This window comes from Candidatus Rhabdochlamydia oedothoracis, assembly GCF_019453995.1.
GTDB classification, from domain to species: domain Bacteria; phylum Chlamydiota; class Chlamydiia; order Chlamydiales; family Rhabdochlamydiaceae; genus Rhabdochlamydia; species Rhabdochlamydia oedothoracis.
Genome location: NZ_CP075587.1, coordinates 921,146 through 940,316, shown reverse-complemented (window position 1 = coordinate 940,316; position 19,171 = coordinate 921,146). Strand labels below are relative to the sequence as shown.

At 35.8% G+C, this 19,171-nt stretch carries 17 protein-coding genes; 13 read left to right on the top strand and 4 right to left on the bottom strand.

Features of this window, described 5'->3' with window-relative positions:
• Positions 1-196 precede the first annotated feature (196 nt).
• A complete protein-coding gene (gene hemL / locus RHABOEDO_RS05185) occupies positions 197-1,483 on the bottom strand; it encodes a glutamate-1-semialdehyde 2,1-aminomutase (RefSeq protein WP_215216466.1) in 1,287 nt (428 codons plus the stop codon).
• 178 nt (positions 1,484-1,661) lie between these two features.
• Here hemL and RHABOEDO_RS05180 point away from each other — a divergent pair, with 178 nt between their 5' ends.
• The 10 genes from RHABOEDO_RS05180 (at position 1,662) to RHABOEDO_RS05135 (ending at position 12,829) form a co-directional block, all read left to right on the top strand.
• Complete coding sequence (locus RHABOEDO_RS05180; RefSeq protein WP_220017845.1) at positions 1,662-3,347, top strand: autotransporter assembly complex protein TamA; 1,686 nt, start codon at positions 1,662-1,664, stop codon at positions 3,345-3,347.
• 70 nt (positions 3,348-3,417) lie between these two features.
• Positions 3,418-6,885: a translocation/assembly module TamB domain-containing protein gene (locus RHABOEDO_RS05175; protein ID WP_220017844.1), complete on the top strand. Its 3,468-nt coding sequence runs from the start codon at positions 3,418-3,420 to the stop codon at positions 6,883-6,885.
• Positions 6,886-7,064: 179 nt separating this feature from the next.
• Complete coding sequence (locus tag RHABOEDO_RS05170; RefSeq protein ID WP_215216463.1) at positions 7,065-7,697, top strand: hypothetical protein; 633 nt, start codon at positions 7,065-7,067, stop codon at positions 7,695-7,697.
• Between the two features lie 4 nt (positions 7,698-7,701).
• Entirely contained in the window at positions 7,702-8,133 is a 432-nt protein-coding gene (locus RHABOEDO_RS05165; RefSeq protein WP_215216462.1) for a hypothetical protein, read from the top strand.
• A complete protein-coding gene (locus RHABOEDO_RS05160; RefSeq protein ID WP_215216461.1) occupies positions 8,134-8,808 on the top strand; it encodes a hypothetical protein in 675 nt (224 codons plus the stop codon). It begins immediately after the preceding gene.
• Positions 8,809-8,846: 38 nt separating this feature from the next.
• Positions 8,847-9,323, top strand: coding sequence for a hypothetical protein (locus tag RHABOEDO_RS05155; protein ID WP_215216460.1), 477 nt, complete (start codon positions 8,847-8,849; stop codon positions 9,321-9,323).
• A 179-nt stretch (positions 9,324-9,502) separates the two neighbouring features.
• On the top strand, positions 9,503-10,279 hold the full coding sequence (locus RHABOEDO_RS05150) for an MlaE family ABC transporter permease (protein ID WP_245397578.1): 777 nt from the start codon (positions 9,503-9,505) through the stop codon (positions 10,277-10,279).
• 38 nt (positions 10,280-10,317) lie between these two features.
• Positions 10,318-11,058, top strand: a complete 741-nt coding sequence (locus RHABOEDO_RS05145; protein ID WP_245397577.1) for an ABC transporter ATP-binding protein — start codon at positions 10,318-10,320, stop codon at positions 11,056-11,058.
• Positions 11,051-12,247, top strand: coding sequence for an MlaD family protein (locus tag RHABOEDO_RS05140; RefSeq protein ID WP_215216458.1), 1,197 nt, complete (start codon positions 11,051-11,053; stop codon positions 12,245-12,247). Before RHABOEDO_RS05145 ends, RHABOEDO_RS05140 begins: the two co-directional genes overlap by 8 nt.
• A gap of 9 nt (positions 12,248-12,256) precedes the next feature.
• The gene (locus RHABOEDO_RS05135; protein WP_215216457.1) at positions 12,257-12,829 is read left to right on the top strand and encodes a YqgE/AlgH family protein; all 573 of its coding nucleotides are present in this window, start codon (positions 12,257-12,259) and stop codon (positions 12,827-12,829) included.
• Here the strand turns inward: RHABOEDO_RS05135 and RHABOEDO_RS05130 are convergent.
• Positions 12,826-14,874: a hypothetical protein gene (locus RHABOEDO_RS05130; protein WP_215216456.1), complete on the bottom strand. Its 2,049-nt coding sequence runs from the start codon at positions 14,872-14,874 to the stop codon at positions 12,826-12,828. The two genes, RHABOEDO_RS05135 and RHABOEDO_RS05130, sit on opposite strands and share 4 nt — an antisense overlap.
• 336 nt (positions 14,875-15,210) lie before the next feature.
• Here RHABOEDO_RS05130 and RHABOEDO_RS05125 point away from each other — a divergent pair, with 336 nt between their 5' ends.
• Positions 15,211-15,477 (top strand): hypothetical protein, encoded by a 267-nt coding sequence (locus RHABOEDO_RS05125; RefSeq protein ID WP_215216455.1) that lies wholly within the window; start codon positions 15,211-15,213, stop codon positions 15,475-15,477.
• Between the two features lie 171 nt (positions 15,478-15,648).
• On the opposite strand, the gene RHABOEDO_RS05120 is transcribed toward RHABOEDO_RS05125, so the two are convergent.
• Positions 15,649-16,632, bottom strand: coding sequence for an inorganic phosphate transporter (locus RHABOEDO_RS05120; protein ID WP_215216454.1), 984 nt, complete (start codon positions 16,630-16,632; stop codon positions 15,649-15,651).
• A 206-nt stretch (positions 16,633-16,838) separates the two neighbouring features.
• Between RHABOEDO_RS05120 and RHABOEDO_RS05115 the strand changes: the two genes are divergently transcribed.
• Complete coding sequence (locus tag RHABOEDO_RS05115) at positions 16,839-17,663, top strand: hypothetical protein (protein ID WP_215216453.1); 825 nt, start codon at positions 16,839-16,841, stop codon at positions 17,661-17,663.
• Positions 17,635-18,558, top strand: a complete 924-nt coding sequence (locus tag RHABOEDO_RS05110; protein WP_220017843.1) for a hypothetical protein — start codon at positions 17,635-17,637, stop codon at positions 18,556-18,558. The genes RHABOEDO_RS05115 and RHABOEDO_RS05110 overlap by 29 nt, the downstream gene beginning before the upstream one ends.
• Here the strand turns inward: RHABOEDO_RS05110 and RHABOEDO_RS05105 are convergent.
• Positions 18,541-19,170, bottom strand: coding sequence for a MarC family protein (locus tag RHABOEDO_RS05105; protein WP_215216451.1), 630 nt, complete (start codon positions 19,168-19,170; stop codon positions 18,541-18,543). The genes RHABOEDO_RS05110 and RHABOEDO_RS05105 overlap by 18 nt on opposite strands.
• Position 19,171: the final 1 nt, after the last annotated feature.

The window sequence follows — 19,171 nt, the reverse complement described above, 5'->3', positions numbered from 1 at the left end:
GAAATCTCTTCCCCTCCCTATCTTTTGGGAATCTATCTAAATATGGGGCGTATCTCTCGAAATAGAATATGGGGTTTCTTGGGTTTCACGAAAACTAATTGTAGACATAAATTCCTCCTCTTTTAGGTTTTATAACTTAAAAAATATAAAGTAGCATACTAATAACTAATTTCAAATAAATTTCTTGTCTAAGTATTTAGAATTTTTTTAAATATTCTAAAATTACTTCTTGTGTTTTCTTTAGATTTTTTTGGCTGTGACCAAGCGATAAGAAATTCACCTCATAGGCAGAGGGAGATAAATAGATCCCACGGTGAAACAGATATTGAAAAAAATCTTTGAATCTATCTGTATTTAAGTTTTTTAGGTCTTCTTGGTTTTCTACTTGGGTTATCCCAAAAAAAAAGCTAAACATCGAACCTAAATGGTGCAGAGTAATAGGTAAACTTTTTTTAATGATTAGATCTTTAATAGGTCTTAAAAAATCGTTTGTCAATGTTTCAAGATGAGAATAGATTTGAGGTTGTTTTAAGGTAAGCAGCGTTTCTAAGCCAGCACACATAGCAACAGGGTTACCTGAAAGAGTTCCTGCTTGATACACTAAGCCAAGCGGGCTTAAGCAATCCATAATCTCTTTTTTTCCTCCAAAGGCAGCAGCGGGAAAACCGCCTCCTATGATTTTTCCTAAACAGGTAAGATCTGGTTTAATTCCGTAATAGTCTTGAGCTCCATTGAGCCCTATGCGAAATCCAGTGACTACTTCATCAAAAATTAGTACGATTTGTTTTTTTTGAGTTTCTTCTCTTAGCATAAGAAGAAATTCTTCTTTAGCAGGGATAAGTCCCATATTAGCCGCTATGGGTTCAATGATCACAGCAGCAATATCTGCAGTTTTTTGCAGAAAACAACGAGCGGTCTTTATATCGTTAAAAGGAAGAGAAATGGTATGAGAAATGACTTCATTAGGAACACCTAAAGAAGAGGAGGAGGGCATGTGTAGAACACCTGATCCAGCTTGGACAAGCAATGCATCGCTATGGCCATGATAATGACCGTTAAATTTAATGATTTTATTTCGGCCTGTATAGCCTCTTGCTAAACGAATCGCACTCATGACAGATTCTGTTCCAGACGAGACAAAACGTATTTTCTGGATAGATGGCATACAATTTATAATCTCTGTGGCTAATTGGTTTTCATAAATGTTTGTTATGCCAAAACTAGATCCACAAGCGATTTGCTTGGTTGCAACCGAGACAATATTAGCTGGTGCATGGCCTAAAATAAGAGCTCCCCAGCTCATGCAAAAGTCAACCCAGCTATGACCATCGATATCCCAGATTTGATCAGAGCTTCCCTTTTGAACAATTAAAGGGACTAGATCTACTGCTTGAAAAGAACGAACGGGAGAATTTACGCCGCCTGGTGTAACCAGACAGAGCTCTGTATAGATTTTTTTCGTATGAGGTCGCATGAGTACCATAAAAGTCCTTTTTTATTAAATTTTTTGGGATTCTTTGCTTAAAAAGTTGCAACGGAAATAGATCGATCTCTAACCTGAAAAATCATAGCTTAAGCTAATTTAAAATATGTTCCTTAAAAAATTAACTACTTTTTTTTGCCTTTTACCCATAGCTATCTCTGCAGCGATTAGTTATAATGTGGAATTTGAAGGAATACAAGACATTCGTCTTTTAAAAGCGGTGAAATCCGCTTCTCAACTCTGCTCGCAAAAAAGACGCTCTCCTAATTCCATTCATGCCCTGAGCTACCGCGCAGAAGAAGATGTTCCTTCCATCCTGAATGTTATGCATTCCTATGGATATTATGAAGCAAAAGTAGACATTCAAATTCATTCTTCTCTGGATCGTAATTTGGTTTCTATACTTATCTACCCCGGTGCCAGATATCGATTAAAAACCTTTGATATTCATTTGGACACAGATATAGAAGACACTTGTGCTTTTATGCGATTAAATCATCTAGGAATTGAACTGAATAAACCTATACACACGCGTGATGTGTTAAATGCTGAATTAAAAACCCTTAGATTGTTAGCAGAGCATGGATTTCCCCTAGCTGAAATCAGCAGCAGAGAAATTGTCGCTGACGGTAGTACAAAAGAAGTAACCGTTGATTTATACATTAAAACGGGGCAATTGGCTCTATTTGGACCTCTTAATAATACAGGTGCACCTGGTGTGAAATCCCGATTTTTTCGCAATAAAGTGGCCTGGAGAGAAGGAGATATCTATGACAGCCGTTTAGTGGAAAAAACACAAAGTAAGTTGATTGATTCTGAATTGTTTAGTTCCGTATTAGTCAGGTACAAAGGAAAAATTGAGGCAGATGGTTCGCTTCCTATGCAAATCGATACAAGCGAAGCGAAACATCGCACAATCAACATGGGATTAAGCTATCAAACAGTATTTGGCCCTGGCGTTACTTTTGGATGGGAAAATCGCAACATCGCTCGCATGGGAAGACGTTTAAGCCTGCAAGGAGATCTTACCCATATGATCCAAACGGGGATAGCTAAATACTGGCATCCTGATTTTTATAAAGTAGGCCAAGATTTTATCTCACAAGCAGAAGTAGAACGGGATTCGTTATATGCTTACTCCTCTAGATCCTATAATGCACAAGCAAGAATGGAAAGAAAATTTAATGAGCATGTAAGCTTTTCTTATGGAATTCGTCCAGAACTGCTTTATGTATCAGAAAGCATAGAAAATAGAAAGTTTTGGCTATTGGAATTTCTTTTGTATTTAAGGTATACTACAACTAATTCTTTATTAAATCCCACAAAAGGAATCACCTTAGAATATGTTGCAGTTCCTACATTTAACATGAAAGACACAAATGAAAAATATTTGTACCAACAGATTAGCGAAAGCACTTATTGGCCACTAGATAAAAAAAATAAAGTAGTTTTTGCACAAAAAATAAAAGTTGGCTCGATCTTAAGCCATAATCTATCTGAGGTTCCTGTGCCTAAAAGGGTTTTGGGTGGAACAGATGAAGATTTAAGAGGATACCGCTACCGCACTGTTAGTCCTCTTAAAGACAGAAAACCCATCGGTGGTAGAGCTGCTATTTATTTGAACTTTGAACTTCGTTTTCAAATCACTAAATCCATTGGATTAGTCCCCTTTTTAGATTTAGGTAATGTACAAACCTTTGAACACTTGAGCTTGCACGGAAAATGGTTTAAATCTATTGGACTTGGATTTCGCTATTTTACTTTTGTAGGCCCCTTTCGTTTAGATGTGGCTTTTCCTTTAGATCGCCGAAAACACATAGATTCTGTATATAAGATCTTAGTAAGTATTGGTCAAACATTTTAGAGAAATTATGCTTAAATTACTTCTTTCCCCGCTGCATTGGATAATTAGGTTGCTTTTTTTATTGATCTTTTTGGTTTGCTTATTTTTTGCATTGATCCAAACAAAGTGGGTTCAAGAAATCATTCAAAAAAAAATCACCCATCTATTAGATGAAATGGGGCTAGAAATCAGATTAAAAGGCCTAAGCGGAACATTACCTTTTAGCTGGCAAGTTGACCAAGCAACTCTATTTACCAAATCTTACGAATCTTGGAATTTACAAGCAATCAAGTTGCGTTTTGCTATTACTCCTCTTATCAGAGGGCAGCTTGTGATTGATTATTTGCATATAGAGCAAGTGGAATGTACTTTCATAGAGGGGGTTCCCCCACCTACTGCTAGCTTATCTATCGATGAGACAAGAATACATGTACGTAAAGCTTTAGACAAGTTCTCGTTCCCTATACCTATTCGCGTTAAACACGCCTATGTTTCCGATTTTTTTTGTCCCTCTTTATATCCCCTGCATTTAGTGATCCAAGCACAAGGAATGCTTAAAAATACACGAAGGTTTTTTTTTGATGCATTTGTGCTTTCTAAATTAAACAACAAAGAAATCCTCCATTTGACTTTTGCTGGTAATAAGAAACGCAACCAGATCAATGCATATATAAAAATCCAGAGTCCCGTCTTTGAACAAGAGCTTTTAAGCGAAATTTCCTTAAAGGGACTCTGGTCGAGTTGGGCTTCTCTTTTATATGATACTCTTCCAAGTACTTTACCTGTTCAAGGATTTTTAAAAGCGCATCTTTTGTCACAAACTCCGCCAGTAGAAAAATGCTTTGAACCATTTCAATGGAATTGGAAATGCGCTTGTTCTTTTTCTATCCCTAAATTTGATACTCTCTCTATTTATAACCTACATATCTATAGCCCTCCTATGGAGATCCGTGGCGAGGCAATTGTGCATCCTACCGTAGACACCTCTTGGTTTAAATTCGATCTGAACTCTCAGGATTTATCGTTATTTAGCTCTTATTGTAAATATCCAGTGGAAGGATCTTTGCAAGCACATGCTGCTTTTGATTCTGGTGTTTTTCAAGCTAAATACATAGTACCTGAAGGATCGTTTAATAAGGTGGAATTAGCTAATTTAAAAGGATCTATTCAAGGAAAAAGACACCAAGGAATTTTTTTTGCAGATACAGATCTTTTTCTACAAATAGAAGAGTTGCCTTTTAGAGCAGAAGCATCTTTAGAATATATTCCTTCTCAAGAACTTTTTATCGATAAAGCCATTTTTACAGGAGCTTCTGCAAAAATGGAAGGTTTTTGTAGCTGGGATCTAACTAGAAATATTTTGGAAGGGTCTATTTTTGCAAATGTGAATCAACTCTCTCGACTTCCCTTTTTTACCTCCTATGATTTAGATGGAAGTTGCGCATTAGAATGCACGTTATCACAAATAGACCAAGCGCAAATAGCCACTATTTCAGGTTCTTTAAATCGCTTCCGTTTTCAAAATCACTATGCAAATGAGCTTCTGTATAGCGCCCAGCTATATGATCCTTTTGCAAACATGCAAGGCAATATGCACCTAATTGCACATCAAGGACGTACCTCATTAGGCACCGTTGATATTTTAGAAATCAAAACTCGTTCTGAAGATCATGTTTGGCCTTTTAGTTTAGAAGCAACCGGTGATATAGAAGGAGAATTTTTCTGCGAAATACAAGGATCTTATCGATTTGAGCCCAATTTCCTTGCCTTTGAATGCACTTCTGCAAAAGGACAATTGCTCAATATTCCTTTTGTATTGCACTATCCCTTTGAATTAGAAATACAACCTTCTCTTTATACCCTTTCCCCTTTTTCTCTATCGGTTGGTGAAGGAGATTTCTATGCAACTGGTGAAATCAGTGAAACCCACTTGCTAGGTAAATGCGATATAGCCCATTTTCCCTTAGAATTTGTTCGACCCATTACTCGTAATCTTTCTTTAAGAGGAAATCTTTCCATGCAAAGCTCTGTTGATGCTAATTTGGAAAACGCAGAAGGAGCTTGTAACATAGTCATTGAAACAGCACGCTTATTGCAAGAGGATGAAGATACACCTATCCTAGCTAAAGGATCCCTGCAAGCGCGTTTACATCAAAAGAGAGTACAATTTTTTGTAGAAGTGCGCACAAAAGAAGCGGAAATGATCGATTTTTCAGGCTTTATCCCTATCGAATACAGCTTCTTTCCTTTTGGAGTACAAATCGATGAAAATACTCTTTTTTCAGCTGAGATCATTGCGGAAGGAAAATTAGAAAACCTCTTTGATTTTGTACAACTAGGCTCTCATTACGCTACAGGCCTGATTTCCACTCGGCTTTTTTTCTCTCAAACCCTTCTTTCCCCCCGTTTGCAAGGGGATTTAGAGTGGCAATCAGGCAGTTATGACAATTACTATACAGGAACCTCTTTAAGAGATATTCAAGCAAAGCTTGTAGCAGAAAATGATAAACTACATCTCACTTCTTTTACTGCTCATGATCAAGAAGAAGGCACTCTTACCGCAAAAGGAAATATCCTCTTAAACGTCCATCAACATTTCCCCTTTCTGTTTGAAACCACTTTAAGACATACACATCTCTTAAAATTTCCTGTTTTTGATTCGATATTTACTGGATCTGTCATTTTAAGTGGAAATCGTTTAGGAGGGCTTGCGACAGGCGCTCTTTATGTAGATGAAGCTAGCATTGAAATCCCCGATAAGCTCTCTACAGATTTGCCACTTTTACCGATTAAATTTATACACATCCCCCCTTCTGTTACTTCCTATACTTTTGATGCTAAACCCCTTTTTCCGATAAAATTCGATTTTGATCTAACAGCAAACGATAAAATTTTTGTTCGCGGTAAAGGGGTCAATTCTGAATGGAAGGGAAAAGTAAAGCTCAAAGGAGATAATGCGCACTTTATCGCCGATGGTTCTTTATCACTGATTAAAGGAGAGTACCTTTTCTCAGGAAAAATATTTAAACTCACAGAAGGACAAATCGTATTTAATGACACAGCTAAATTTAGCAGTTATTTAAGCTTAAGCGGGCAACTTACCCTTCCCGATGTTGTGATCACCGCGCAACTAAGAGGCCCATTACAATCTCCCCAACTCACCTTTCAATCCAACCCTCAACTCCCAACTAGCTCTATCTTATCTCGAGTCTTATTTGATAAAGACATCAGCGATATTTCCCAGTCAGAAGCCAGTAAACTCGCTAGTGCTTTGATGGCCATATCTAGCAGCGCAGGTCCTGACATACTCGATACGATTCGTAAAACCATTGGAGTGGATCGTTTGAACCTCGTCTCTAGCTCTTCTGGTTCAACAGAAGAAGTTGCTCTACAAATCGGCAAATACCTAACAAAAGGTGTCCTGATTACTCTCTCTCAAAGCACCAAAAGTAGCCATGTCATCGTGGAAATAGAACTTCCCTACGGATTTGTGTTTCAAGCAGAAACCCAAGAAGAACAAGAAGGCAAGTTTTCGCTCAAATGGACCAAAAGTTATTAGAGGCTATGCTTTTAAAAAAATAAAAGATCTTCTAAAAAATCTTTCCTCTATCTATACTTGATGAGGAGTAAATTTATTTCTTATTAATCAATCGATTTAAATATCAAATTATGATTATTATAATTTAAAATAATTTATGAAGATTTTCAGCATTTAATTACAAGAATCAAGAGGAAAATATGGCAGAAGTTATTTCTAATCTACAATTAGATCCCGAAAGAGCGCTTATGAGCCTTATTACTAAATCAGAAAATCAAGTTCAAGAGAGAATTAAAAAAAAATCTACAGAAGTAGATCAACTACATGCAGTGCTCAACATTGCAATAAACCTTAACTCTATATTTAGTGAAAAACCCGAAAAAAATAAAGTAGATTTCTCTAATAATAAAGAAATACGAGATCAACTCAACCAATTATTTATATATAATCCTGAATGGATTGCTGACTTTCACCAAAATAAATTTAATGAATCTGAGCTTCAGAATATTAGAGATCACTTTAAAGAAGTGAGCCAACTTCAACAGTTACTTGCGAATTCCTCTCAAGATAAATATGAACTTGAGAATAGGAAAAAATCTTTAGACGAGAAACTAAATAATGTTGACCCGCAAGTATATAGTTTTGATGCTACTCAGTTCTCTAAAATTAAATACATGTTAATTTACATAGAAAAAAGTACTTCTACTAAATTATCCCAGACGGTCTCTGAATCCCATCAAATGACAGAAGAGGTAACTTTATTATTAAAAACTTGCAATGAAACGGAAAGAAGACGCGATCAATTTATGAAACATATTTTAGGAAAAGTTTAAATCTATGATTTTTCATAAAATAGATTTGTTAAAAAGCGATAAAATCAACCTAAAAAGATTTAAAAATTTACCTATAGAAGAAAAAAAAGAAGCTTATAAATTGGGCCATGTTCTTTATTCTTCTGGGGAATATATGAAAGCCTCTTATGTATTCGCTCATTTAGTTATAGCAGACCCTTTGATTGACTGTTTTTGGCATGGACTTGCAAGTTGCAAGCAGCTTTTAAAAGAATATGAAACTGCCATTGAGGCATGGAAGGCGGTTTGCTCGTTGCATCCAAAAGATCCTTTGGGTTATTTTCATGCAGCAGAATGTTATCTCTCTATTGAGAACAAAAAACAAGCTTTACAAAATCTTGATAAAGCAGAACAATTATGTAAAGATGCTTCCTTATTAAATAGAATCCAATTACTTAAATCCATTCATGGTAGTTAAATGACTCTTATTTCATCTCAAATGCCTTCTATAGACAAGCAATCAACGCTTTCTATACAAAAAAAAGAAACGGACAAAGGATTTAAAACATTATCCCAAGTTCATCAAATAGACACTTTAAGCTCCTGTATCAAAAAAGAAGAGAATACCTCTCTTAATCCTCAACTCCCCTCTTTTTCTCTTAATAGCTCTTATCTTTTTTTATTAGCTAATTTCGTCTCAGTAATTGAGCACGTTAAACAAAATGTAAGCTATTCCAATGAAAAACATATAGATGAAAGTGTTCATAAAATAAAAACCCTCTCCTTTGAACATTTTAAAATAACAAATAGTGCAGAAGAACAAGAATACAACTGTAAACAATGGATGGTAGCACATGTAATAACAGCTGTAGCTACAGCTACAATCCCTATAGCACTGTTCTATTGCCCTAGTGCATTGCCAAGTCTATTTAATGCTTTTCTAATTGGAACAATTAAAACAACAATACATTCACAGAAAAATATTAGAGAAGCCAACTTAGCTATTCTCAAAGCAGAAGAAACCAAAAAAAAACAAGACATTGATACTGAAAAATATCGACAGGGATCTCTGGTGAAAAGCATTGGAGACCAAGATATTTTTACAGATAATATTAAAGAGCTCTCAAGAGTTTTACAGAACATGAGTTCATAGCATTAGCTATATTTAAAAAAAGTACAATAGAGGATTTTATGAGTTTATCCACAATCAATCATTTATCACATACCGCACAGATTGCAGATTTAGAAAATAAACAACAAAATTATGCACATTCTGAAAAAACCGTAAACGCGCTAAATGAACAAGTTGGCCTAATAGTTAATGAATACAACTCCCAAGCTAATACAACAGTTTTAACTACTACTATTATTGCAATAGCAACACTTTTTAATACATTCCTGGATTATCATGCTACAAATAATGCTGAGCTTTCTGGTTCATTAAAAATTTTAAAAGGTCTAGTAAGTGCAATGCCTAGTATTGCTGATGGGTCACAAAAAGTGCACAGTCATCTATCACAAGGTAAGATCACTCAAATACAGCATAAAATTGAAAAATTGAAAACTCGTTTATCTAACTTACAACAAGAATCTTCTCGCTCGCACATCCAAGAATATCTAGATGTATTAACAGAGGCTCAAAGACGCCTAAGACAACAGTATAATTAAACATTTTAAAATTCTATCCTCTTAAGCTGCAATCTATTCTTGCTTGCAGCTTTTAATCGTATCTTTATTTGACCCCAAATCCGCTTTTACTTATAGTCCAGTTCATGGGTAAACTTGCAAAAATCGACCTCTTGAACTTCAAGAATAGACTTTTTATGAATGCTAGATGGCAAAATCTTTTGCCTAAATTGACAATGTTTTCCTCTGTTGGCGACTATGTCCTTTTGATTTTAGCGGTGATTAAAGCAACGCTAAAGAGACCGCCGAATCTTTCGCTGATTTTGAAACAGCTGTACGATATTGGGGTAGCCTCTTTACCGGTAGTAGCAATTACTGGATTTTCTACAGGACTTGTACTAGCGGCGCAATCCTTTTATCAATTATCGGATAAGGGTCTAGCTTCTGTTACGGGGTTAATGGTATCAAAAGCTATGTTAACAGAGCTAGGACCTGTTCTCACCTCTTTTATGGTTACAGGAAGAGTGGGAGCTGCTATGTGTGCCGAATTAGGAACCATGTGTATTACAGAACAAGTGGATGCTTTAAAGACTATGGCTGTTAACCCTAACCGTTATCTGATAGCTCCTCGTTGGATAGCGGTAATCTCTATGATGCCCCTTTTGACCATTTTTAGTATCTTTATGGGAATCTTTGGTGGCTATTTGCTCTCTATTTACTATTTTCATATGCCCCCTATGGCTTATTTAGATCCCATTCCTGTTCATGTGACCTATTTTGATTTAGTGGTTGGAATCACCAAGGCTTTTGTTTTTGGCTCTCTGATTATGACGATCTCTTGTTTTAAGGGAATGCGCACATCTGGTGGTGCAGCGGGGGTAGGAGAAAATACAACTAATAGCGTGGTTATTACTTATTGCGCTATTTTATTGGTTAATTTTCTTCTGACTATTGTTTTAAATTTAATCCACTTAGAACTTTTTGAGACCTCGTTATGATTTCTGTGCACAATTTATCTAAAAGCTTTAAGGACCTTGTGGTTTTTTCTGATTTAAATCTAGATGTAAACCAAGGAGAAACCCTTGTCATTTTGGGGCCTTCAGGGATTGGAAAAAGCGTTTTACTCAAACACCTAATTGGTTTAATAAAACCAGATAAGGGCATGGTGGATGTTAATGGGATATGTATCACCGATTTAAAAGAGGAAGAGTTATCTAAGGCCGTTGCCAATATGGGTATGTTGTTTCAAGGAGCTGCCTTATTTGACTCTATGAATGTAGAAAAAAACGTAGGTTTTTACTTAAGCCAGCACGTAAACCCCTTAACTAAAAAAAAATATACCCCTGAAGAAATTACAGCTAAAGTAGATCAGGCTCTAGAGCTTGTAGGATTAAAAGGTACTCAGAAAAAAATGCCTTCTGAATTATCTGGGGGTATGCGTAAACGAGCAGCCTTAGCCCGCTTAATTGTTTATAGACCGGAAATTATTTTATATGATGAACCAACTACTGGATTAGATCCTATTATTGCTATGGAAATTAATAAACTCATTGTAAAAACACAACAGGAGCTCAAAGCGACAAGTATTGTTGTTACACACGATATGTTTTCAGCGTTATACATCGGAGATCGTCTAGCGTTAATTCGAGATGGTAAAATCGCACATATAGCACCTCGGGATCAATTTCTAGAAATTGATGACCCTCTAATTAAATCTTTATACAACAGCATTTCACAAGATCCGAGAAAGCTAAGGGAGAGAGTAAACCATGGGTGAGCAAACAAAAAGTGTGTTAATTGGTGTTTTTGTCATTGTTGCATGTGCTCTTCTTATTTGGATGGTTGCCTTCTTAAAACCTAGCGTAGGAGATGGTAAACAAACTCTATACATACGTTTTTCTAATATTGATCGCATTAATGTAGGTACTCGGGTGCTTTTTGCAGGTAAGCCCGTTGGAGAAGTGACATCCATTGAGGAAATTCAAAATGCCAGGCAAAAGCCTCTATCCGATCTTCTACAGCGCTTATACTACTATCAGCTTGTGCTTAAGATCGACTCCAAAGTCAAAGTATATGATACAGATGAAGTTATGGTTCAAACAGCAGGACTTTTAGGAGAAAGATCTATTGCTATTATCCCTAAAGCTCCTCCTAAAGGCACAACCCCTAAACTGATTTCGGGGCAACCGATTTACGCAGATTCGGTAGATCCAATTGAAAGTGCTTTCATAGAATTAAAAGACGCTTTTGCGGATCTACAAAAAAAAGCAGATGCTTTTAACAACTGGTTTTTTGCTAATCAGCAATCTTTCATCAATGCGGCTGATTCCTTTGCAGATGCTATGGCTCAAGCCAAATTCACTTTGCAGGAATTTCAAGATAAAGAAATCATAGATGAAACAAAAACGGCTCTTAATAATTTCTCTTGTGTAGCAAGTCAAATTTCTGATGCCATCGATCAGCTAAATGCCTATAACTCTTTTGGTAATGCAGGATTAGCTATTGCTCATATGAGAAATACAGCAGAGTCCTTTGATCACTTAAGTTACGATCTTGAGTGTGGAACAGGGACCCTTGGAAAATTAATCAAACAAGACGATGTGTATTGGCGCCTAACAACTATCTTGGGTAAAGCAGATACCATGATGAATGATATTAATCATTACGGCCTTCTATTTAATTCTAATAAAAGCTGGCAAAGGCAAAGAGCTCAACGCATTTGTCTTATGAACTCTTTAGATACCCCTCTGGGTTTTAAGGAATATTTTGCTACTGAAATTGATCTGATAAACACCGCAATGGCAAGGATTTCCATGTTAATCAATAAAGCCAAATACAATCCTCAAAAACAAGACATCTTAGATAATTCCCAATTTCAGGAAGAATTTATGGAATTGATGCGACAGGTAGAAGATCTAACAAATGACTTGCGCCTTTACAACGAAGAACTTATACAAGCACAATAAAGGAGCCCTATGGCAGATCCTCTTTCTTATAAACGTTTAAATAAGGGATTTTTTCTCATTGCAAGTCCCAATATAGATGCTGGCATTTACTTTCGGAGTGTGATTATCCTTTGTGAACATAGCTCCATTGGTTCGTTTGGGCTCATTGTAAATAAACGTTTGGAAATAGATTTACCAGAAGAAATCTTCAATCAAAACGATCTGCACAATGACAATGTGCATATTTGCGCAGGAGGACCCATTCAACCCAATCAAATGATGCTGCTTCACTCGTCACAAAAGCTGCCAGAACAAACGCTAAATCTTTGTGAAGAGATTTACCTAGGAGGAGATTTGCAATTTTTACAAGAAGCCTCTGCAAATTCTCAAGGACCCGCCATTCGCCTATGTTTTGGATATTGCGGTTGGGGGCCAGGACAGTTAGAAAGAGAGTGCATTAGAGGAAATTGGTTCATTCATCCTGCTTCCTCTTTGTTTATTTTTAATACGCCAGAAGAAAAGATCTGGCAAACTCTCTTAAGAGAGATGGGTGGCAAATATGCCACCCTATCCATGATTCCAGAAGATTTAAGCCTAAATTAGCCCTCTTGCACACCTGCCTTCTTAAAAAAGCTCATTTGATATAGCTGAGAAAAAGCTTCTTGCATGACAAATCCATTATGGTTGAGCTTTTCAACAAAGACCTGCATCGCACTAGCCATTCTTTGAATGCGATCTTTATCTATGCTACGCGCTCTTAATGTCATTGCAGGGGCATATAGTAAGTAGAGTAAAAAGTCTCTTTTTGATTTAGGCAGACCTTCTGGATGATTCATCACATGTAACCAAGCAAAAACCTCTGCACTAAATGTAGAACTTGTATCTACACCATCTTTGCAAGTAAAGCTCAAAATATCTGGTGCTAGTTGATCTATTATATACAAAAACAAAAAGAAATGAAAAATCTCAATATAATCTAATCTATCTTGATGAGAAAATTCCTCTTTCCCATCAAAAAAGAGCTCGTGAATCAATAAAAGAGCTTTATTTACAAAAAAGGTTAATCGACTGCTATTCATTGTCGGAGGAAAGTAGAACCCATATTCCTGTCCACTTAACACTTCTTGTGCACATTTTGATAAAAAATCACTCGCCTTTGAACTACCTTCTCTTTGATGATAAAAATTACTATCCCTATCAAAAGTAATGACACTTAAGTGGTCTGAGAATTCTTGCTTGTATTGAGACTTCTCCAAGCAGATACATCTTGCCTTTTCTTGCCAAGAGGCTCTATTTTGCAAGTTAACCACTAAATATTTCTGATTTTTGCTTGCTAAAACCTGCATAAAGCCTATAAATTCAGGAATAAGCTCTACGTCTGTTAGAGTTGTTTGCGTTGTCATAGAAGCAATTTTCATACAGCTAATCTTCAATTGTTCCATTAGAATTGTATAGATTTGTATTGGCCAATTCTTTTGAGTACATAGATCTAAGCCCTGTCCTAAGCGTTGTTCTCTTACCAGAGCTAAAGCCTGCATTAAGGGACCGCTTGGATAGGCTTTAAGAGCTGCACGAATGGCTATATCTTGATAAAGAATTACACTATCCAATTGAATTCTTTGCGCTGAAAGCAGTTCATTTCTACTATGCCCCATAACAATCAACCGCCCAATTAACTCAAGAGCTTTTTCATAATTGCAAGCTTGCTTAAATAATAGATAAGAAAGCTTGTGATATAAAGGATCGATTAAAGCCGTTAAAAGACCAGATCTTGGCTGAGAGATAGCTTGACGTAAAAATACACAAAAATCCACCAAGTATTGTTCACAGACTTTATCTGCATCATTTCTCATTAAATTATAAGGATTTGCAGCTAGCATTAAAGCAATTAACGCTTTACTCATACAAATCACACTCTCTTCTGTTTTAAACTCTTTTACCTGTTTAAAAAAATCATCTATAGAAGATAGGCTCTGTTTCAACATCTTTTGAGCTATCATATGAGCTTGCAGATCTTTTGTAGCTTTTAAATGAGAAACAAGTTCTTGATATTCAGAATGCAATAAAAGCTCATCGCTTTGTCCTACTAATAGGATATGTCTTAATAAAGCAGAAGGTGCAAAATACCCCCCCTCTTCTTTACGTAGCAATAATAGCTCATAATCAACATCTGAGCGTATGGTTTCTAAATCCTTGATTAAGAAACCATTATTTGTAATGCGCTGCTCCTCTACCCCTACTTCTAGAGCTTTTTTATTAAAACGAACGATCTTTGATTTAAAAAACTGCTTTAGATCTCGGTATTCTTTTAAAAGCTGTACGCTTTCCCTGTCTTGTGTTTTCTTAAAAAGCAAAGTATATCTATCCCATTTTTTCACAGCTTCATCTGCTAGAGCCATAACAGCATAAACCGATTTTTCCATTTGCTGAGGATGGAAATACTCTCGGTCTGATTCATATACTTTTCGTAAATAATTTAAAATCGTACGGAAAATTTGCTGAACCTTTTCTCTTTTTAACAAATCATCTTGTTCGTTAAAACCATGTTTCATTGCAGCTTCTTTTTCAAAAGGCTTTAATTCAATAAGATGCGATAAATAATTTACCGCTTCAATAAATTCAGATTCAGAAACAGCTTTAGAAGCCATACAAACACCTATTTATAGTATTATTAAATATAGCCTTATTATTAATAATAATCCAATTATAATTCAATTAGTATAAAATATATCATTTTAATAATAATTTAATTTCAAAAATATCTATTTATTATAAATAAATGCTTAAGAATGGAAGACTTAGTGCTAACTGTTCAAGATAAGAGGGCTTTGGTTTTAACTTCTAAGAAATTGCTTTTGATAAGTGTCTCAGATTTAACATCAGCTTGCATTCTTAGATTTTAATCTGCTACACTTAAAAGCAGGAATCATCCTATCTTGAAGTACTTAATTGGAATCTTAAGCATAAAATTAAAGGTAAATCAAATGGATCTATCCATGATTCTAACATCGTTAGCTGCTACTGCAACCGTTATTGGTGTTATTTATGGCTTCTTACAAAACTTTAAAGCGGAAATCAAAGTAGACATCAATAACCACATCGATAGATTAGAAACTAGAATGGATAAGCTCGAAGAGCGCCTTGATGCTAGAGTAAATAAACTTGAAGAGCGTATGTTTTGGTTAGCAACGGGTAAAAAGCTCGAAGATGCGATTCTTGAAGAGCAGATGAAACGTAAAAAAAGCGCGTAAAAGCCCATCATGGGATCGATTGAGCAATCACCTGCTAACCTCTTTACAGCCTCATATATGTGGAAGAGATACTTACATAGGAAAAATGTATCTTAAATCAGATGGTATTCATTTGCATTGGAGTATTATAAGACCTAAAAAAAATGAAGAGGTCGATTCTTATTACTTTTTTTAAATAAAAACTTTAAATAACATAAAAATCAGATAGGAAAAACCAGCGGCAAGCGGCAGAGTTAGAACCCATGTTAAAACAAGCCTGCGGGCTGTTTTCCACTCCACGCTAGGCTTCTCTTTTGCTAAACCAACTCCTGTTATACTACCTACAATCATCTGCGTTGAACTAATGGGCATTCCTAAAAAACTAGCAAATAAAATAATGAAAGAAGAGCTGCTTTCTGCTGCAAATCCTTGATAAGACTTAAGGTTTGTAATCCGAAACCCTACTGTATGAATAATCCTAAAACCTCCAGAGGCAGTTCCAATCCCAATAACCAAAGCACAAGATAAAATCACCCAAAGAGGGATAGTATTTGTGGAAATAACGCCTGCACTAAAAAGTCCAAGGGTAATGATTCCCATGCTTTTTTGTGCATCATTTAAACCATGAGCTAAAGCCACAAGAGCAGAAGAAGCAATTTGTAAGCAAGCAAATAAACGAGTAAATTTATCGAAACGCTTTAGGAAAAATTGTAATATCTTTAGAAAAGAAAAACTAAACAAGCAACCAATTAAAGGTGAAAGAACCATCGGAATGATTACCTTTTTTATTAAGGGATACCAATAAATAGCTTGTACTCCGGTTTGTGCCCAGACAGCGCCGATTAAACCTCCGATCAAAGCATAAGAAGAACTACTGGGGATCCCTAAAAACCAAGTTAAAACATTCCAAATGATGGCTCCTAATAAAGCAGCAATGATTGTGATAGAAGAGGTATAATTTGGATCTACTAATCCAGATGCAATCGTCTGAGCAACACCACTAATTTGCGTCGCTCCTACCACATTTAATGCCGAGGCCATACAAATGGCTACAAGTGGTGTTAATACACGGGTTGCTATGACAGTAGAGACTACATTTGCTGCATCGTGAAAACCATTGGTATAATCAAAAATAAGCCCCAAAATTACAATGCAAATAACAAGAACAAAATCCATATCAATCCCAATTCTTAAATATATAGTGGTTCCGATTCAATCGTATAGAAAAATATAGGATTAACGACAAGTTTCAAGTCTTTGACTTGAATCCCATTAAGCTAGCCGTTTGAATTGGCACTACTATATAACAATTTTGACCTTGTTATAATCTAGACATTTATATACAAAAAAATTAATTATAACCTATAATTTAAGAGGGATATATGAAAAGACTATTTATATCTACTGTATTTGCTTTAGCCCTTTGCTCTTCTTTAGATCTTTGTTCTGAATCCTCTATGCGAATTGTACCTGTGTCTGCCACTCCAGAACCCGATCATGTAAATTTAAAAGTGATTTATCCTTCAGAAAAGAAGCTATGTCGTTCTGATAGTAGAGGACAAATTCGCATTACAGGACTTGCTCTGGGAGTAGATAGTGAATTTCCACGCAAAAAAGAGATTTTCAATGATCCAAAAGGACAAACCCTCCATATGATCATTGATAATCAACCTTATTTTACCATTACTGAATCGGATATGGACGCATGGAGAGGAATTGATGAAAATAGCAATGAAATTGCTTTATTCGATATACCTTTTGCGCTTCGTCCTGGCATGCATGTTATGCGTGTTTTTCCTGCTCGTTCCTTTAAAGAAAGCCTAAAAGATAAAGGTTGCTTTGCAGTAAGAACCTTTTACCATCAAAACCACGACCAGCGCTTTTTTGTAGATTTATGTAAACCCTACTTAACTTACAATGAACCTCAAGGAACGTATTTTCAGCAAGGTTGTGGCCAACAAGGCTGTAATCCACAACCCATTTTACTAGACTTCTATATTACCAACTGCCAGCTATCCCGAGATGGCTATAAAGTATCTGTAGAAATCGATCACGCTACAAAAGAGATCCTTACCTCGTGGCAACCTTATTATATATATGGTCTTAAGAGAGGAGCTCATCATATTCGATTACAGCTTTTAGATTCTAACAATCAATTAGTTCCTGGAATATTTAATAATGTCGAGCGCAGATTTAACATTCAATAAATGGATGAAATTACTAAAATTAAGCGAAATGCTATTAAACATGGGGCTTATTACTTTCTGTTTTTTTCTGATTAAAACATTTTGCGATAATCAAACCTCTGGTTTTCGCGTAGAAAAAATTCAAGGCTCTATCCCAGATACAGAAGAATGGAAGATAGATGCTTTATTTCAAAATGCAGATCTCTCTTGCTTAGACCAGCCTTTCTATTTCTTAGAAAAAGGAGGACAAGCATATGCCTTTATCTCAAAAGACAAAAATTACGTTATTAAATTTTTAAAATTTAGAAAAATTAACCCTTCTTTTTCTCTAAAGCTGCTTTCTATGCTTCCTTGTTTCCAAAAACAATACCTTAAAAAACTATTACGTTTAAGAAAACGGATTGAAAAAGAATGTAAAAGCTATCAAATCGCTTGCGAAGATCTCTCTAAAGAAAGTGGATTAATCTTTGCTAGGCTGCAAAAAAATTATCCCCTAAGCCGCTATGTCACAGTAATCGATAAAATAGGTATGGCCCACTGGGTTTTCTTAGATCAAGTTGTGTGCATTGTACAAAAAAAAGCCTCACTTATTTATCCAGGCCTTTCTCAGATCATTCAGACAGAAGGAGAAAAAGGAGCTCAGGTGGTCATTGATAATTTAATCGAGTTTTTTATACAAAGGGGCAAAAAAGGCATTCTTGATTTAGATCCTAAAATCAATAAAAATCTTGGGTTGGTAGGCTCTCAAGCTATGCAGATTGATTTAGGGCGTCTCTGCCGGGATTCTAATCAAAGAAATCCTAAGATCATACATCAAGAAATCAAAAGAATAATTACCCCTTTGCAGGAATGGTTAAATATACACCACCCCTCTCTTGCGGTTTATTTAAACCAGCGTTTACCAAAAGATTGTTAAAAGACCTATGGCTCCTTGTGCCAGCATTTGTATAGCCATTGCCGCTAAAATTAGTCCAGCAACTCGATTAAAAATATTAATGCCTGTTTGTCCTAAAAATTTCTCAATATTTCCAGCAAAATATAAGGTAACTCCTATCACTAAAGCCACTAAAGCTGCACAGATCGTCATGTATACCTGGTTGGTCACGCCTGGATGAGTAGCATTAGCTATAATTACCGTGCTGATAGCTCCGGGGCCTGCTGTAATAGGAATAGCTAAAGGCACAATAGCCACTGAATCTTTTTTTTGCGCTTCTTTTTGATCTTCTATAGTTTGCTTCATACGGCTAACCTGTGCGTTTAGCATAGAAAAAGCCAACAAAAATACCACTATTCCACCTGTTATTTGAAAAGCAGGTATAGTAATTCCTAAAAAACTTAAAAAAGAGCTCCCAATCCAAGTTATGGAAATAAGAATTATCCCCACTGCTAAAGCGGCAATTAGACCTGTATTTTTTTTTTCCTTTAATGTCATTCCTTGCGTCAAATTTAACAAAGCAGGAAGAGCTGCAAAAGGACTACAGATGACAAGTAAAGAAATAAAATAGTTAACAATCTGTGTAAAGTTCATA

Excerpts from the sequence above, each read along its gene's own strand:
- RHABOEDO_RS05155 (WP_215216460.1), top strand. The coding sequence starts at position 8,847 with ATGAGTTTATCCACAATCAATCATTTATCACATACCGCACAGATTGCA.
- RHABOEDO_RS05105 (WP_215216451.1), bottom strand. The coding sequence starts at position 19,170 with ATGAACTTTACACAGATTGTTAACTATTTTATTTCTTTACTTGTCATC.
- RHABOEDO_RS05130 (WP_215216456.1), bottom strand. The coding sequence starts at position 14,874 with ATGGCTTCTAAAGCTGTTTCTGAATCTGAATTTATTGAAGCGGTAAAT.
- RHABOEDO_RS05140 (WP_215216458.1), top strand. The coding sequence starts at position 11,051 with ATGGGTGAGCAAACAAAAAGTGTGTTAATTGGTGTTTTTGTCATTGTT.
- RHABOEDO_RS05170 (WP_215216463.1), top strand. The coding sequence starts at position 7,065 with ATGGCAGAAGTTATTTCTAATCTACAATTAGATCCCGAAAGAGCGCTT.
- RHABOEDO_RS05160 (WP_215216461.1), top strand. The coding sequence starts at position 8,134 with ATGACTCTTATTTCATCTCAAATGCCTTCTATAGACAAGCAATCAACG.
- RHABOEDO_RS05135 (WP_215216457.1), top strand. The coding sequence starts at position 12,257 with ATGGCAGATCCTCTTTCTTATAAACGTTTAAATAAGGGATTTTTTCTC.
- RHABOEDO_RS05165 (WP_215216462.1), top strand. The coding sequence starts at position 7,702 with ATGATTTTTCATAAAATAGATTTGTTAAAAAGCGATAAAATCAACCTA.
- RHABOEDO_RS05125 (WP_215216455.1), top strand. The coding sequence starts at position 15,211 with ATGGATCTATCCATGATTCTAACATCGTTAGCTGCTACTGCAACCGTT.
- RHABOEDO_RS05110 (WP_220017843.1), top strand. The coding sequence starts at position 17,635 with ATGTCGAGCGCAGATTTAACATTCAATAAATGGATGAAATTACTAAAA.
- RHABOEDO_RS05115 (WP_215216453.1), top strand. The coding sequence starts at position 16,839 with ATGAAAAGACTATTTATATCTACTGTATTTGCTTTAGCCCTTTGCTCT.
- hemL (WP_215216466.1), bottom strand. The coding sequence starts at position 1,483 with ATGGTACTCATGCGACCTCATACGAAAAAAATCTATACAGAGCTCTGT.
- RHABOEDO_RS05120 (WP_215216454.1), bottom strand. The coding sequence starts at position 16,632 with ATGGATTTTGTTCTTGTTATTTGCATTGTAATTTTGGGGCTTATTTTT.